This window comes from Sphingopyxis sp. LK2115 (assembly GCF_014595975.1).
In the GTDB taxonomy this organism is placed as follows: Bacteria; Pseudomonadota; Alphaproteobacteria; order Sphingomonadales; family Sphingomonadaceae; genus Sphingopyxis.
On sequence record NZ_JABWGQ010000044.1, the window covers coordinates 81,193 to 95,543 of the forward strand.

16 protein-coding genes and 1 tRNA gene are annotated in these 14,351 nt (G+C 65.9%); 4 read left to right on the top strand and 13 right to left on the bottom strand.

What is annotated here, in order from left to right; translation table 11 throughout:
* Positions 1–62 precede the first annotated feature (62 nt).
* The 3 genes from HUW43_RS09050 to HUW43_RS09060 all read left to right on the top strand — a co-directional run bounded on the left by HUW43_RS09050 (position 63) and on the right by HUW43_RS09060 (position 3,328).
* Complete coding sequence (locus HUW43_RS09050) at positions 63–1,058, top strand: aspartate carbamoyltransferase catalytic subunit (protein WP_188237094.1); 996 nt, start codon at positions 63–65, stop codon at positions 1,056–1,058.
* Positions 1,049–2,272: a dihydroorotase gene (locus HUW43_RS09055; protein WP_188237095.1), complete on the top strand. Its 1,224-nt coding sequence runs from the start codon at positions 1,049–1,051 to the stop codon at positions 2,270–2,272. The genes HUW43_RS09050 and HUW43_RS09055 overlap by 10 nt, the downstream gene beginning before the upstream one ends.
* Before the next feature lie 84 nt (positions 2,273–2,356).
* Positions 2,357–3,328, top strand: coding sequence for an NAD(P)H-dependent flavin oxidoreductase (locus tag HUW43_RS09060; RefSeq protein ID WP_188237096.1), 972 nt, complete (start codon positions 2,357–2,359; stop codon positions 3,326–3,328).
* Positions 3,329–3,721: 393 nt separating this feature from the next.
* Here HUW43_RS09060 and HUW43_RS09065 read toward each other — a convergent pair whose 3' ends face one another.
* From HUW43_RS09065 to HUW43_RS09115, 12 genes are all read right to left on the bottom strand, one after another.
* Positions 3,722–5,683, bottom strand: coding sequence for a potassium transporter Kup (locus tag HUW43_RS09065; RefSeq protein ID WP_188237097.1), 1,962 nt, complete (start codon positions 5,681–5,683; stop codon positions 3,722–3,724).
* Positions 5,684–5,722: 39 nt separating this feature from the next.
* Positions 5,723–6,388: a tetratricopeptide repeat protein gene (locus tag HUW43_RS09070; protein ID WP_188237098.1), complete on the bottom strand. Its 666-nt coding sequence runs from the start codon at positions 6,386–6,388 to the stop codon at positions 5,723–5,725.
* Positions 6,385–6,816 (bottom strand): cytochrome c-type biogenesis protein, encoded by a 432-nt coding sequence (locus HUW43_RS09075; protein ID WP_188237099.1) that lies wholly within the window; start codon positions 6,814–6,816, stop codon positions 6,385–6,387. The genes HUW43_RS09070 and HUW43_RS09075 overlap by 4 nt, the downstream gene beginning before the upstream one ends.
* The gene (locus tag HUW43_RS09080; protein WP_188237100.1) at positions 6,813–7,343 is read right to left on the bottom strand and encodes a DsbE family thiol:disulfide interchange protein; all 531 of its coding nucleotides are present in this window, start codon (positions 7,341–7,343) and stop codon (positions 6,813–6,815) included. The genes HUW43_RS09075 and HUW43_RS09080 overlap by 4 nt, the downstream gene beginning before the upstream one ends.
* Positions 7,340–9,310 (bottom strand): heme lyase CcmF/NrfE family subunit, encoded by a 1,971-nt coding sequence (locus HUW43_RS09085; RefSeq protein WP_188237101.1) that lies wholly within the window; start codon positions 9,308–9,310, stop codon positions 7,340–7,342. The genes HUW43_RS09080 and HUW43_RS09085 overlap by 4 nt, the downstream gene beginning before the upstream one ends.
* Complete coding sequence (locus HUW43_RS15860; RefSeq protein ID WP_262926795.1) at positions 9,307–9,429, bottom strand: hypothetical protein; 123 nt, start codon at positions 9,427–9,429, stop codon at positions 9,307–9,309. The genes HUW43_RS09085 and HUW43_RS15860 overlap by 4 nt, the downstream gene beginning before the upstream one ends.
* Positions 9,426–9,863 (bottom strand): cytochrome c maturation protein CcmE, encoded by a 438-nt coding sequence (gene ccmE / locus HUW43_RS09090; protein WP_188237102.1) that lies wholly within the window; start codon positions 9,861–9,863, stop codon positions 9,426–9,428. Before ccmE ends, HUW43_RS15860 begins: the two co-directional genes overlap by 4 nt.
* Positions 9,860–10,015, bottom strand: a complete 156-nt coding sequence (locus HUW43_RS09095) for a hypothetical protein (protein ID WP_188237103.1) — start codon at positions 10,013–10,015, stop codon at positions 9,860–9,862. Before HUW43_RS09095 ends, ccmE begins: the two co-directional genes overlap by 4 nt.
* 3 nt (positions 10,016–10,018) lie before the next feature.
* Positions 10,019–10,750: a heme ABC transporter permease CcmC gene (gene ccmC / locus HUW43_RS09100; RefSeq protein ID WP_188237104.1), complete on the bottom strand. Its 732-nt coding sequence runs from the start codon at positions 10,748–10,750 to the stop codon at positions 10,019–10,021.
* A 70-nt stretch (positions 10,751–10,820) separates the two neighbouring features.
* Positions 10,821–11,174 carry a YbaN family protein gene (locus HUW43_RS09105; protein WP_188237105.1) on the bottom strand — a complete coding sequence of 118 codons (354 nt, stop codon included), beginning with the start codon at positions 11,172–11,174 and terminating at the stop codon, positions 10,821–10,823.
* A 123-nt stretch (positions 11,175–11,297) separates the two neighbouring features.
* Positions 11,298–12,347: a Glu/Leu/Phe/Val family dehydrogenase gene (locus HUW43_RS09110; protein ID WP_188237106.1), complete on the bottom strand. Its 1,050-nt coding sequence runs from the start codon at positions 12,345–12,347 to the stop codon at positions 11,298–11,300.
* A gap of 98 nt (positions 12,348–12,445) precedes the next feature.
* A tRNA-His gene (locus tag HUW43_RS09115) sits at positions 12,446–12,522 on the bottom strand.
* Between the two features lie 102 nt (positions 12,523–12,624).
* On the opposite strand from HUW43_RS09115, the gene HUW43_RS09120 reads away from it, so the two are divergent.
* Positions 12,625–13,305 (top strand): prolyl hydroxylase family protein, encoded by a 681-nt coding sequence (locus tag HUW43_RS09120; RefSeq protein WP_223181403.1) that lies wholly within the window; start codon positions 12,625–12,627, stop codon positions 13,303–13,305.
* A 176-nt stretch (positions 13,306–13,481) separates the two neighbouring features.
* Here HUW43_RS09120 and HUW43_RS09125 read toward each other — a convergent pair whose 3' ends face one another.
* Complete coding sequence (locus HUW43_RS09125) at positions 13,482–14,225, bottom strand: SIMPL domain-containing protein (protein ID WP_188237107.1); 744 nt, start codon at positions 14,223–14,225, stop codon at positions 13,482–13,484.
* Positions 14,226–14,351: the final 126 nt, after the last annotated feature.

Consider the following 14,351-nt stretch of genomic DNA (forward strand, 5'->3'; position numbering starts at 1 on the left):
GCCGGGGTTCTGTTACGGATCACTTGCGATTTCCGCTTCTCGCCCCTAAACGCTCCCCTTTAATGACAAACGCCACCACCCGACCCGCCAGCGACTATCCGCCCGGCGGCGATGCCTTTCGCCATCGCCACCTTACCGGCATCGCCCAGCTCACCCCATGGGAGATTTCCTATATATTGGACGCCGCCGAACAATGGGTCGAACTCAATCGCAGCGGCGCGGCGAAGCATGACGATCGGCTCGCGGGGCTGACCATCATCAACGCCTTTTTCGAAAACTCCACCCGCACGCTTCTTTCGTTCGAGATCGCCGGGAAACGGCTCGGCGCTGACGTCGTCAACATGCACGCCGCGCAGTCGAGCGTGAAGAAGGGCGAGACGCTGATCGACACCGCGATGACGCTTAACGCGATGCGCGCCGACGCCATCGTCATTCGCCACTCGGCATCGGGCGCGGTGCAACTCATCGCCGACAAGGTCGATTGCCCCGTCCTCAACGCGGGCGACGGCCGCCACGAGCACCCGACACAGGCGCTGCTCGACGCGCTGACCATCCGCCGCCGCCTTGGCAAGGTCGAAGGGCTCACCATCGCGATCTGCGGCGACGTTCTTCACAGCCGCGTTGCGCGCTCGAACATTCTGGCATTGACGCTGCTCGGCAACGAGGTGCGCGTCATTGCCCCCGCGACGCTGACCCCGCCCGCAATGGAACGGATGCACGTCGCCACCTTCACCGACATGGACGAAGGGCTGAAGGACGCCGACGTCGTGATGATGCTGCGCCTCCAGAACGAACGCATGGACGGCGCCTACCTGCCCTCGGCGCGCGAATATCATGCGCTTTACGGCCTGACGCCCCAGCGGCTCGAAAAGGCGAAGCCGGACGCCATCGTCATGCACCCCGGCCCGATGAACCGCGGGGTGGAGATCGACAGCAGCATCGCCGACGATCCCGCGCGCTCGACGATCACCGAGCAGGTCGAAATGGGGGTCGCGGTGCGCATGGCATGCCTCGACATATTGACGCGCCGCCAGCGGGGAGTGCCGGGATGGAACTGAGGCCGCTGCATATCGTCAATGCGCTGCTGGTCGATGGCGCCGCGCCGCGCGCGGGCAGTCTGCTCGCGGTCGATGGCCGCATCGCCGCGATCGACCCGACCGACATCCCCGAAGGCGCGGAGACCGTCGATGCCAGGGGCCAGTGGCTCGCCCCCGGCATCATCGACCTGGGCGTTTTTGCGACCGACAAACCCGCCTTTCACTTCGGCGGCATTACCCGCGCCGCGTTGATGCCCGACACGGGCCCGCTCGACGGCGCGGGCCTCGTCGAGCGCGCGGCCAAGGGCGGCAAGCCCGACCTGTGGGTCCACCCGATCGCCGCGGCGACCAAAGGCCTGGAAGGCCGTGAACTCGCCGAAATCGGCTTGATGAAGGCGGCGGGCGCGCGCGCCGTCGCCACCGGCCGCGGCCGCATCGCCGACAGCGGGGTGATGCGCCGCGTGCTCGCCTATGCCGCTTCGCTCGGCCTTGTCACGATCATTCATGCCGAGGATGAGGGACTCACCGCCGGTGCCGTCGCGACCGACGGCGAAATGGCGACACGGCTCGGCCTGTCGTCTGCCCCCGCAATCGCCGAAGCGATGGCGATCGCGCGCGACCTGGCGCTCGTCGAGGAAACCGGCGCGCCCGTGCATTTCCGCCAGGTCACGACCGCGCGCGGGCTTGACCTGATCCGCGTCGCCAAGGCCAGGGGGATGCCCGTCCTGTGCGGCATCACCCCCGCGCATCTGTTTCTTTCCGACACCGCGATCGGCGATTTCCGCACCTTTGCGCGCCTGTCGCCGCCGCTGCGCAGCGAAGACGACCGGCAGGCCTGCCTTGCCGCGGTGGCCGACGGCACGATCGACATATTGTCGTCAGGGCACGACCCGCGAGGGCCGGAAGACAAGCGCCTGCCCTTCGCCGAGGCGCTGCCCGGCATGGCGGGCGCCGAAACCCTGCTCGCCATGGGCCTGAACCTCGTTCGCGATGGACATATTACGCCGGGTCGCCTGTTCGAGATGCTCGCGACCACCCCCGCCCGCCTGCTCGGTGTCGATGTCGGCAGGCTTGCCATCGGCAAGGAAGCCGATCTCATCCTCGTCGATCCCGATACGCCGTGGCAGGTCGACGCCAAGAAGATGGCGGCGTGGGCGGGCAACACGCCCTTCGATGGCATGCCGGTACAGGGCCGCGCGACGATGATCTGGAAGGGCGGTCAGCGGATACGGTGACCGGGGCCGCGCGGCGGCGTTCCCTCTTGCACGACTTTCCGTTTACGTTAAGGTCAGTTTCAAACCGCAACCGGAGAGTGATTCATGGCCCTTCCCCCGATTTTCGACCGCCTGCGCCTGCCCGTCATCGGATCGCCGCTGTTCATCGTGTCGGGGCCCGATCTTGTCATCGCGCAGTGCAAGGCGGGCATCGTCGGCAGCTTTCCCGCGCTGAACGCGCGTCCGCAATCGCTGCTCGACGAATGGCTGCACCGCATCACCGAAGAACTGGCAGCGTGGGACCGCGACAATCCCGACCGCCCCTCGGCGCCCTATGCGGTCAACCAGATCGTCCACAAATCGAACGACCGGCTGGAAGCGGACATCGCAACCTGCGCCAAATGGAAAGTGCCGATCACGATCACTTCGCTCGGCGCGCGTGAAGAACTCAACCAGGCGGTTCACAGTTGGGGCGGGATCACGCTGCACGACGTCATCGACGATCGTTTCGCGCGCAAGGCGATCGAAAAGGGCGCCGACGGGCTGATCCCCGTCGCCGCCGGCGCGGGCGGCCATGCCGGACGACAATCGCCCTTCGCACTCGTGCAGGAAATCCGCGAATGGTTCGACGGCCCCGTCGCCCTGTCGGGAGCGATCGGCCACGGCCGCTCGATCCTAGCCGCGCAGGCGTGCGGCGCCGACCTCGCCTATATCGGCAGCGCCTTTATCGCGACCGCCGAAGCAAATGCCGACGAAGGCTATAAGAACGGCATCGTCGAGGGGTGCGCCGCCGACATCGTCTATTCGAATCTCTTTACCGGCGTTCACGGCAACTATCTTCGCCAGTCGATCGTCGCGGCGGGCATGGACCCCGACAATCTGCCCGAAGGCGACCTCAAGACAATGAATTTCGGGTCGGGAGGCAACACCAAGGCCAAGGCGTGGAAGGACATATGGGGATCGGGCCAGGGGATCGGCGCCGTATCTGCGGTGCGCCCCGTCGCCGAGTTTGTCGCCGAACTGGAACAGCAATATCTTGCTGCGCGCGACGAACTGGCGGCAAAGGTCCGGCTTTAACGCGGCGAGCAGGACAGGCATCGAGCCGCGCAGGACCAACGGATCATATTTGCGGTTCGCCACGCCATGGCCGATCGACGCACGGAAGCTGGCGATTCGGAACCGAACACGACCGCAGGACATGACGGTGGTTTTCCGCGCCCCGGAGCGCGGCGTGCTTGTTTGCGCCTCAGCACCGCAAGCGCGGCAGGGAGCCAGTTTCAGACCGCCAGAGCGGAATATCGATGGCCGCTGGATCCTGCGCTGGATTCCACCATCGTCGGCAGGATGCGACCGTCGTGACCAGCAAGGTCGACAGGTTGCGCCGCTGAAGGGGCTTACGCCGTGCGTCGCAAGACCAGACGCCACATCCCAGCGCCTGTTCCCCGCATGACTAAAGGCTGATCGCGCCGGTCAGATCGCGACCTGACTCCCCAGCTCGACAACGCGGTTGGTCGGCAGGCGGAAATACTCCATCGCACTTTCCGAATTGCGGAGCATCCACGCGAACAGTTTTTCGCGCCAGATCGGCATTCCGGGCTTTTTCGCCGCGATCAGCGTCTGGCGCGACAGGAAAAAGCTGGTTTCCAGCATCTTGAACTCGCCGCCACAGCTCGACACGCGGCTCAGCGCTTCGGGCACGTCGATCGGCTGCATGAAACCGTAATTGAGCACGAGCCGGTGGAACCCCTGACCCAGATCTTCGAGTTGGCAGAGCTTGCTTTCGGGAACGAAAGGCACGTCGGCAATCTTGATCGTCAGCAGGATGATGCGCTCGTGCAGCACCTTGTTGTGCTTCAGATTGTGAAGCAGCGCGTGCGGCACGCCATCGCTGCTCGACGTCATGAACACCGCGGTGCCGGGCACGCGCGTCGCGCTGTTCGCGGCCGATTTCACGAAAATCGGGATCGGCATCGCGCCTTCGGCCATTTCCTGCTGCATCAGTTTGCGCCCGCGCGACCAGGTGGTCAGCAAGGTAAAGATCACCAGGCCGATCGCCAGCGGCACCCAGCCGCCATCGGGCACCTTGATCAGATTGGCGCCGAAATAGGCAATATCGACGATGAAGAAGACCGCGAGCACCGGCAGCGCCTTCCACGCGGGCCATTTCCACAAGGTAAAGAGAACGACGCTCATCAGGCAGGTGTCGATGAACATCGCGCCGGTCACCGCGATACCATAGGCCGCGGCAAGGTTGCTCGACGAACCGAAGCCCAGGACGAGCAGGATCACCATGATCATCAACCCCCAGTTGACGATCGGAATATAAATCTGACCCGCGGCCGACGCGCTGGTGTGCTCGACGCGCAGGCGCGGCATGAAGCCCAGCTGGATCGCCTGCTGCGTCAGCGAGAAGGCGCCCGAAATCACCGCCTGGCTGGCGATGATCGTCGCGAGCAGCGCAAGTATGACGACGGGCAGCTCCAGGAACTGCGGCATCATCTGGAAAAAGGGGTCGGAAATCAGCTCGGCGCGTGGCCCCGCTTCGGCCGCGAGGACCATCGCCCCCTGTCCCATATAGTTGAGCATCAGCGCGGGGAGCACGAAACTGAGCCACGACAGCCCGATCGGCCCGCGCCCGAAATGCCCCATGTCGGCATAGAGCGCCTCCGCCCCGGTCACGGCGAGCACGACCGCGCCCAGGGCTATGAAGGCGGTGAAGCCGTCGAGATAGAAAAAGCGCAGCGCGTTCACCGGATTGAGCGTCTCGACGATAATCCACGGATTATGGCTGATATGCAGGATGCCAAGCCCCGCGAGCATGAGGAAATAGAGCAGCATGATCGGGCCGAACAGCGCGCCGACCTTGGCCGTCCCGCGCGCCTGGATCGCAAACAGGCCGATCAGGATCGCGAGCGCGATCGGCACGATATAAGGCTCGAACCCCTCGTCGACATAGGACAGGCCCTCGGTCGCCGACAGCACCGACATTGCCGGGGTAATCATGCTGTCGCCATAAAAGAGCGCGGTCGCGAACACGCCCAGCAGGACGATCGGCCACGTCCAGCGCTTGCCCTCCGACGACCGGCTGATCAGCGCGAGCAGCGCGAGGCTGCCGCCCTCGCCCTTGTTGTCGGCGCGCATGATCGTCATCACATATTTGAAGGTGACGACGAGCATCATCGACCAGAAGACCAGGCTCAGAACGCCATAGATATGCAGCCGGTCGGGCTCGATCGGGTGATGACCGGCAAAGGTTTCGCGAAAGGCGTAAAGCGGGCTGGTGCCGATGTCGCCAAAGACGACGCCGATCGCGCCGACGGCAAGCTTCAGCTTGCCATCGCCATGATGCCCGTGGCCGTGATGGCCGGTTTCGGCGGCGGCTTCGATAGCGGTTGCCACGCCCTCGGCCGTCTCTTGCGACTCAGCAGTCATCGCGCGCCTTTAGACGAGCCTGCGATTTTGGAACAGGTTTCAATTCGGGACGCTCGCGGTGGCTTCGTCGTTCGCGTCCGGCGGCACTGGCCCCATCGCCCGTCGAAGCTGTGCCAACCGCATTTCGAGGTCCGCCCGCCATGGCGCATCGGCAGGACTGCGCGCGAGCAATTCGCTCCACACCGCCTCCGCGCCTTTAAGGTCGCCGCCCTGCGCCAGCGCCAGCCCGGCGAAAAAGGGCGGCGCGGGATGCGACGGGTCGCGCCGCGCCGCCTCATCGAACGCCAGCGCCGCGGCGGGCGACATCATCCCGCCGCCATGCGCGGCGAGCGCATTGCCAAGGCCGACCCACAGGTCGACATTGTCGGGGTATTTCTCCAGTCCCTTTTCCAGCGTCCTGGCCGCGAGTTCGGTCTTGCCCGTGCGCGCGAAGCCATCGGACATGCCCAGCCATTGCGCGGCCGGTCCAAAGCGTTCGGCCATGCCCTGCCGCCGGTCGGTAATCGCGTCGCCGAACCCTTCGGGCTCCGCGGGCATGGCGACGGGTTTTCCGGGCAGCGCCGGGCTTCCCTGAAGCGCATAACCTGTCAGGCCCAGCATCACCGCCGCCCCTGCCAGCGGACGCGCGGCGACGGGGATTCGGCCAAGCCAGAAAATGCCGCCGATCGTCAGCATCGCGGCGAGCATCACCCACAGCCAGGTCACGCCTTGTCCTCCGCATCGCCATCGCCGCGGCGAAAGCGGCCGAACGCCAGCCATCCGCCGATCGCAAGAAACAGCAACGGCCCAAGCCAAAGCAGCGCCGTCGCCGCGTCAAACGGCGGATCATAGGTCACCCAATTGCCGTAGCGCGCGACGAGCCACGCCTTGATTTCATCGGGACTTTCGCCGGCGGCGATCTTGCTGCGCACCTCGTGCCGCATGTCGCCTGCCAGCGGCGCGTCGCTGTCGGCAATCGACTGGCCCTGACAGACGAGGCAGCGCAGCTCCTCCATCAAGGCCTTGGCGCGCGCTTCCTTCGCCGGGTCGTTCAATTGCTGATAGGCATAGGGCGCGGGCGGCAGCCGGTCCTGGGCCGCCACCGGCAAGGCGAGCGCGCCGAGCAGGCAAAGGAGAACCAGCCGCAGGCTCATTTCATCGCCTCGATCTTCGCGACGATTTCGGGCACCTGATCGGCCAGGATGACGCCCTGGATCTGCTCGCGGATGATGCCCTTGCCGTCGACAAGGAAGGTTTCGGGCACCCCCGACGATCCCAGCGCAATCTGGACGCTGCTCTGCATGTCGGCCCCGATGCGATCGAAAGGATTGCCATATTCGCTCAGGAACCGGGCGACATCCTCCGGCCGGTCGCGGATCGCGATGCCGTCGATCGGCACGCCCGCGGCCTTGAGCGCCTCGAGTTGCGGCGCCTCGGCCCGGCACGGGATGCACCAGCTGGCGAACACGTTGACGAGCCGCGGTCGCCCGTCGGCAAGATCGCTGCTCTTCAGCCCCGGCACCCCCGCGGTCGCGGGCGGCAGGTCGAACAGCGGCATCGGCTTGTCGATCCATTGGGACTGGATCAGCGTTTCGGCGGGCGTGACCAGCCGATAGATGAAGGCGCCGAACAATAATCCCATGATGGCCAGCGGCACAAACAAGACCCAGCGGTTCTTCATGGCGCAAAACGCTCCTGTGTTTTGCGGTGCCGGCGCGCGCGCCACATGGCGGGCAGTTGCGCACGGCCGAGCAGCGACAGCGTCGCGCCGAGCGCAATCAGTCCACCGCCCAGCCATATCCACCACACCAAAGGTTTCCACCACAGGCGAATCTGATAACGGTCGGCACGGCCGTCATCGCCCGGCACCGGCTGGCCAAGCACCGCGTAAAGCTGCCCCCCCGGCCGCGTCAGCAGCGCGGCTTCGTTGGTTTCGGTCGGTGCGGTGCCCATCAGTCCCGGAAAAGTGCGCGCTTCGGGTTTCATCGTAAAGCGGCCGCCCGATGCGGTTGTCGCGATCAGCGAGCCCTCGATGGCGGTATAGTTCGGCCCGGCCACGGGCTTCACTCCCACGAACTTTACCGAAAAATCGGCGATGCGGATGGTCTCGCCCGGCGCGGCCGCGACCAGCCGCTCCTTGATGAAGGCGCTTTCGGCGCCCATGCCGGCGAGACACACCGCGACGCCGAAATGCGCCACAACCATGCCCCAGGTCGGCAAGGGCACGCGGCGAAGCGTGCGTCCCCACAGCGGTGCCAGGCTCGCCACCGCCACGACAGCCGCAACGGTCATGCCGAGCAGCGGCAATATCCCCACGGCGCCGCCGAACAGGATCAGCGCGAAGAGCACCGCCGCCCCCGCAAAGGCCGATGCGGGCAGGCGCGACCACAATCTCTTGCCGTCATCCTTGCGCCAGCTGAGCAACGGCCCCGCGACCATGACGAGGCAAAGGATCAACGCCAGCGGCCCCGCGACGCGATTATAATAGGGTGGCCCGACCGAAATCTTCTCGCCCATCGCTTCGGCGACGATCGGATAGAGCGTGCCGAGCAGCACGAGCGCGAGAATTGTCGTCAGCAGCAGATTGTTGATGACGAGCGCGCCCTCGCGGCTGAGCAGCGCGAACTTCTTGCCCTCCGCAACCGCCCCGGCGCGCAGCGCGAACAGGGTGAGCGCGCCGCCGATATAGATCGCCATCAGCACGAGCAGAAAGGTGCCGCGTTCGGGATCGACCGCAAAGCTGTGGACGCTCGTGAGCAATCCCGACCGCACGATGAAGGTGCCGACCATCGACATCGAAAAGCCGATCACCGCGAGCATCACCGTCCAGGCGCGCAGCGCGTTGCGCGTCGCCGTCACGGCGACCGAATGGAGCAGCGCCGCCCCCGCAAGCCACGGGACGAGCGAGACATTTTCGACCGGATCCCAGAACCACCAGCCGCCCCAGCCAAGCTCATAATAGGCCCAATAGCTGCCTGCGGTGATGCCCAGGGTCAGGAAGATCCAGCTGCCGAGCACCCAGGGCCGCATCGCGCGCGCAAAGGCGGGGCCGATTTCGCGCGTGATCAGCGCGCCGACGGCAAAGCTGAACGCGACCGACAGCCCGACATAGCCGACGTATAGCGTCGGCGGGTGGAAGGCCAGGCCGATGTCCTGAAGCAGCGGATTGAGCCCCTGCCCGTCGGGCGGCGCCACCGGCAACCGCTTGAACGGGTTGGAGGAGAACAGCAGGAAAGCGAAAAAGCCCAGGCTCAATGCCGCCTGTGCGGTCAGCGTCGCGACCAGCGTATCCTCGCGCAGCCGTTTCTCGAACAGCGCGATCAGCGCCCCCGACAGCGACAGAATCATCAGCCACAGCAACATCGACCCTTCGTGATTGCCCCACGTTCCCGCGATCTTGAAGATCATCGGTTTCAGGCTGTTGCTGTTGCGCGCAACCAGATCGACCGACATGTCGGAACGCACGAAAAGCGCGATCAGCAAGCCGAAGGCAGCGGCGGTGAGCACGCCCTGCGCGACGCTTGCCGGCCGGACGAGCGCCGCCAGATCCTTCGGCCCGCCGCGCAGGAACAAGGTTCCCGCGACGAGCGACAGGCAGGCGAGCGACGCGGCGATCCACAGCAGCGCAAGGCCAAGTTCGGCGATCACAACGCCACCACCCCACCAAAGGTCATCCCGGCGAAGGCCGCGATTGCGCCCTTGGCTTTCGCGCGCGCCGGTGAAATCCCGGCCTTTGCCGGAATGACGGTGCAAGGAAGGTCGTTCATCCCTTCACCGCCGCCTTCATATCCTTTGGCATGTCGCCCATCTGCGGCGGCATATAGCGTTCGTCATGCTTCGCCAGAATACGGTCGGCAACAAAGGTGCCGTCGGCGCGCATCCGCCCGTCGGCAACCATGCCGCTTTCCTCGCCGAACAGGTCGGGGACGATGCCCTTATATTCGACAGGTACCGATGCCTTGCCGTCGGTCGCGACGAAACGGATCGTCAGCCCGTCGGCCTGCCGCACGATGCTGCCTTTCGCGACCATGCCGCCCAGCCGCATCGCTTCGCCGACCGCCGCCTTACCGCCCGCGACTTCGTCAGGCGTGCGGAAATAGGCGGCCTCGTCGCGGAGCGCGCTCGCCGCGAGCACGCCCGCGCCGACGACACCACATAGCGCGACGACCGCCAGGACCAGCCGTTGATGCTTTGCCTTCACCGGCGATCCTTTCGCAGCGCGTGGCTGCGCTTCTCGGCCCGCACCATCGCGCGCCAGCTCGACCAGAGCACTGCGGCGGTCAGCGCGACCGTCAGGCCATAGGCCGCGGCCACATAGGCCCATTGATCGCCGCCGCTGATGACCCCCGCCACGTCTTATTCCTCCTCATCGGCCAGCCGCCGCAGCCGCGCCGCGACGCGGTTGTCGGCGATGATCCGCCGCATCCGCATCAGCACGATAGCCCCGAATAGCAGCGAAAAGCCCGCCAAGGTCAAGCCCAGCGGCCACAGCAGTGCGCCGTCGATGCTCGATCCGCCCAGCGTGATGCTCGGTCCCTGATGCAGGCTGTTCCACCATATGACGCTGCGGTTGATGATCGGGATGTTGATCGCGCCCACCAGCGCATAGATCGCCGCGCCGCGCGACAGCGCCCCGCCCTGCCGCTGCGCATCGTCGCCGTTCGTGAGCGCGATAAAACCAGCATAAAGAAAAAGGAGCACGAGCATCGAGGTCATCCGCCCGTCCCATTCCCACCAGGTGCCCCAGGTCGGCTTGCCCCAGATCGACCCGGTGGCGAGGCACAGCGCCGTGAACAGCATACCCGGCACCGCGATCGCGCGCGCGGCGATGCCCGCCAGCGGATGCCGCCATACCAGCTGGACCAACCCGGCGATTGCCAGCGATGTCCACCCCCCCATGCCGAGCCACGCCGACGGCACATGGACATAAAGGATACGCGCGGTTTCGCCCTGTTTGTAATCGCCCGGCACCAGCGCCAGCCCGGCCAGCCCCCCAGCGAGCACCAGCAACAGGCCAAGGCCAAGCAACCAAGGCGTCAGCGGCCTGGCAATCGCCAGAAAACGGGTCGGATTGGCATAAGCGTGCATCGGTTTCGCGTCGTCCTTAGGTGAGGCGGCGCCTGCGGTCCAGCAATTTGCCGAGCAAAGGCGCCGGGATTCACCGTTCCGGCCGCGTCCAGATCCAACTGCCGGTCACGACCGCAGCGACCACCGGCGCCATCGCCCAAGGCCACGGCGCAAACGCCAGTGCAAGCACAATGCTCGCAACGAAGGCAAGCGACGCGGCGACCTTGGCCTTGCGGCTGATCGCACCATGGTCACGCCACGCGACGATATGGGGTCCAAAGGTTCGATGCGTCAGCAGCCACGCCTCCAGCCGCGGCGACGAACGCGCGAAGCAGAAGGCGGCAAGGATGACGAACGGCACCGTCGGCAGCAACGGCAGCACTGCGCCGATCGCCCCCAGGCCGAGCGACAACCAGCCCGCGACCAGATAGAGATGCCGTTTCATCCGCGATGGCTTAGCGTCTTTTCTCCCCGACGCCATGCGCTTACCGTCGGCGCCGTGCGGGCATGGGCCGCCGTCGGGCCTTGCGCCGCGCCGGTGGCGACGCCGCCTCCGCGCGGGCGACGATTACCCGCGCCCGATCAGCTTTTGCGCCATCCGGTCGGCGACGACCGACGCCGGGGTGCCGCTCGCCTTGCTTTCGGCCCAGATTTCGGCGAGTCGGCCGGGAATCAGCCGGATGCGGCTTTCGACCTCTTCCTGGCTGCCTTGCCCCAGATATTCGAGCGCGACATTGATGATTCCGCCCGCGTTGATGACATAGTCCGGGGCATAGACAATACCGCGATCATGAATCCGCTGACCATCGAGCGCGGTTGCGAGCTGGTTGTTCGCACCGCCCGCGACGATTTGGACCTTCAGCTTGGCGATGCTCGCCTCGGTCAAGATCGCGCCCAGCGCGTTGGGGCTGAGCACGTCGGCCTCGACCTCCATGATCGCCGCCGAATCGGCCAGCTCGGCGCCCAGTTCCTCGGCCAGCGCCTTTGCGCGCGCCAGATTGACGTCGGCAAGGGTCAGCTTTGCGCCTTCGGCCGCCAACCGCCGCGCGACGCCACCGCCGACGCTGCCGACGCCCTGGATCGCGACGCGCACGTCTTTGGCGCTGTCGGTCCCCAGCCCTTCGCGAATCGCCGCCTTGATGCCCAGATACACGCCCAGCGCCGTGAATGGCCCCGGATCGCCGCCCGCCGCACCGCTTGCCACGGGCAGCCCGCTGACATGCCTGGTCTGCTTGGCAATTTCGACCATGTCGGCGTCGGTGATGCCGACATCCTCGGCGGTCACATAGGCGCCGCCGAGCGAATCGACCGCGCGGCCGAATGCCGCGAGCAGTTCGGGGGTCTTCGCCTGCCCTTCGTCGGCCAGGATCACGCCCTTGCCGCCGCCCATCGGCAGCCCCGCCATCGCATTTTTATAGCTCATGCCGCGCGACAGGCGGAGCGCGTCGGTGATCGCCGCCGCGCGCTGCGGATAATGCCAGTATCGCACGCCGCCGGCACCCGGACCGAGGTGCGTCGAATGAACGGCGATCACCGCGGTCAGGCCGCTGGCGCGATCGCGGAACATGTGGACATGTTCGTGATCGTCGAAATCGGCGAAATCCCAGACAGCGGCCATGGTAACTTCCTCACGTTAAAAAATTACGAGAAGATGTAATAATGAAACAGGAGCGACGAGTCACCCCAAAAGCGCCGGTCGGCCATGAAAGCAAAAAATGGGGCGACCAACGGGGCTCGAACCCGTGACCTCCGGTACCACAAACCGGCGCTCTAACCAACTGAGCTATGATCGCCACACGCCGCGCGAACCCGCCTGCGACAGCGCGCGGCGATAGGCGCGACCTCCCCCTTCGTCAAGCATTGTTCGCGTCGGTCGACAACAGTAAAAGCGCGCCATGGCTGGCAACATTCATGTCGACATGGCCGCTTCGGGCGCCGACCGCACCGCCGCGCGGCTGGCGGCCGTCCCCGGCATGCGCCGCGCGCCGACGCCCAAGCTTGAACAGTTCGTGCTGCCGCGCTTCCTCGATGGCGAAAGCTGCGCCGCGCTGATCGAACTGATCGACGGCGATGCGCGTCCCTCGACGATCGCCGACCCCAATGGCGACGATGCGTTCCGCACCAGTTCGACCTGCGACCTTGACCACCGCCTTCCGCTCGTGACCGCCGTGAACAAAAGGCTCCACGATCTGACCGGCATCCCGCTCGAATATGGCGAGCCCTTGCAGGGCCAGCGCTATGACGTCGGCGAGGAGTTCAAGGCGCACACCGACTATTTCGACCCGCACGGCGCCGACTGGGACATCTATTGCGCGGTGCCCGGCCAGCGGAGCTGGACCTTGATGATCTACCTCAACCAGCCCGCCGCGGGCGGCGCGACGCGCTTCCTCGCCACCGGCAAGATGCACCAGCCCGAAGTCGGCAAGCTTCTCGCCTGGAACAATGTCCGCCCCGACGGCACCACCAACCCCGACACGCTCCATCACGGGATGAAGGTGCGCAAGGGGCGCAAATATATCATCACCAAATGGTTCCGCGAACGGCCGTGGCCATGGGCAGAGGGGGAGTTGGGGTAACGACCACCTCAAAAACCGTTCGTGTCGAGCGAAGGCGAGACGCCTAGATGCCGCGCGCTCCCATGGGTGCCTCGACGTCCGGTGCGGCCGGCAATTTATCCTGAGCGCCGGCCAGGGCGGCCGAAGGGTTCGACACGAACGGAAACAGGGGCCGGCATGCGCCGACCCCGTTGGAATTACCGCACCAGCCGATACTGGACGTTCAGCGTCAGCGTATTCGACACCCGCCCCGGTTCGATCGGCGTCGATTTGGCATCGGCCGCCATTTCCATCCGCACATAGGGCATCGGCGGTTGCGGACCGGCAAAGCCGCCCTCGCTGATCGACACCAGTTCGGCGCCGCGATAGCCCGCCAGCCGCGCATAGTCCGCCGCCTTGGCCTCGGCCGCCTTGATCGCCGCGCCGCGCGCGCCGACCAGTTGCGCATCGGGATCCTTCATGCCGAACCACGGCCCTTCGATATTGGTGCCGCCCGCAGCGACCAGCGCATCGAGCAGCGGGCCGATGTCGTCGATCCTGCCCGTCGTCGCGCGCACCGTGTTGCTGACCTGATAGCCCAGAAAGCGCGGCGGCTGGCCGTCGGTGCGGTTGCTGTAGTCATATTGCGGCGACAGGTTGATGCCGCTCGTCTGGATGTCCTCTGCCTTGATCCCGCGCGCCTTGGCCGCGGCGATCAGCCGGTCCATCGCTGCGGCATTGGCGCGCATCGCCTCCACCGCGGTGGGCGCGGTGGTGGTCACTCCGGCGCCGACGGTCGCCTGATCGGGACGCGAACGCACCTCTTCGCTGACGCTGAAGCTCAGGATCGGACCCTGCGTCGTCGCTGCCGTCATCGGCGATCCTCCTTGCTGTGCGATGGCGGGCACCGCCGCGATCAGGGCCAGTCCGGATGCCATAGCGGCAAGCATTTTTTTCGTCATTTCTTTCTCCTGTGAACCGGGCTTGCGGTCATTTGCCATTTCCACCCCGTAACGTCGACGGAGCGGACCCGTTCCCGCCTTTGTGCGGACGGCGCTTGCATGATGCTGAACGCGTCAGTAGCGAGC

Bases quoted from the DNA above. Each gene is read 5' to 3' on its own strand.
- HUW43_RS09120 (WP_223181403.1), top strand. From the start codon at position 12,625: ATGGCTGGCAACATTCATGTCGACATGGCCGCTTCGGGCGCCGACCGC.
- HUW43_RS09125 (WP_188237107.1), bottom strand. From the start codon at position 14,225: ATGACGAAAAAAATGCTTGCCGCTATGGCATCCGGACTGGCCCTGATC.
- HUW43_RS09110 (WP_188237106.1), bottom strand. From the start codon at position 12,347: ATGGCCGCTGTCTGGGATTTCGCCGATTTCGACGATCACGAACATGTC.
- HUW43_RS09055 (WP_188237095.1), top strand. From the start codon at position 1,049: ATGGAACTGAGGCCGCTGCATATCGTCAATGCGCTGCTGGTCGATGGC.
- ccmC (WP_188237104.1), bottom strand. From the start codon at position 10,750: ATGCACGCTTATGCCAATCCGACCCGTTTTCTGGCGATTGCCAGGCCG.
- HUW43_RS15860 (WP_262926795.1), bottom strand. From the start codon at position 9,429: ATGAACGACCTTCCTTGCACCGTCATTCCGGCAAAGGCCGGGATTTCA.
- HUW43_RS09105 (WP_188237105.1), bottom strand. From the start codon at position 11,174: ATGAAACGGCATCTCTATCTGGTCGCGGGCTGGTTGTCGCTCGGCCTG.
- HUW43_RS09075 (WP_188237099.1), bottom strand. From the start codon at position 6,816: ATGAGCCTGCGGCTGGTTCTCCTTTGCCTGCTCGGCGCGCTCGCCTTG.
- HUW43_RS09060 (WP_188237096.1), top strand. From the start codon at position 2,357: ATGGCCCTTCCCCCGATTTTCGACCGCCTGCGCCTGCCCGTCATCGGA.
- HUW43_RS09080 (WP_188237100.1), bottom strand. From the start codon at position 7,343: ATGAAGAACCGCTGGGTCTTGTTTGTGCCGCTGGCCATCATGGGATTA.
- HUW43_RS09050 (WP_188237094.1), top strand. From the start codon at position 63: ATGACAAACGCCACCACCCGACCCGCCAGCGACTATCCGCCCGGCGGC.
- HUW43_RS09065 (WP_188237097.1), bottom strand. From the start codon at position 5,683: ATGACTGCTGAGTCGCAAGAGACGGCCGAGGGCGTGGCAACCGCTATC.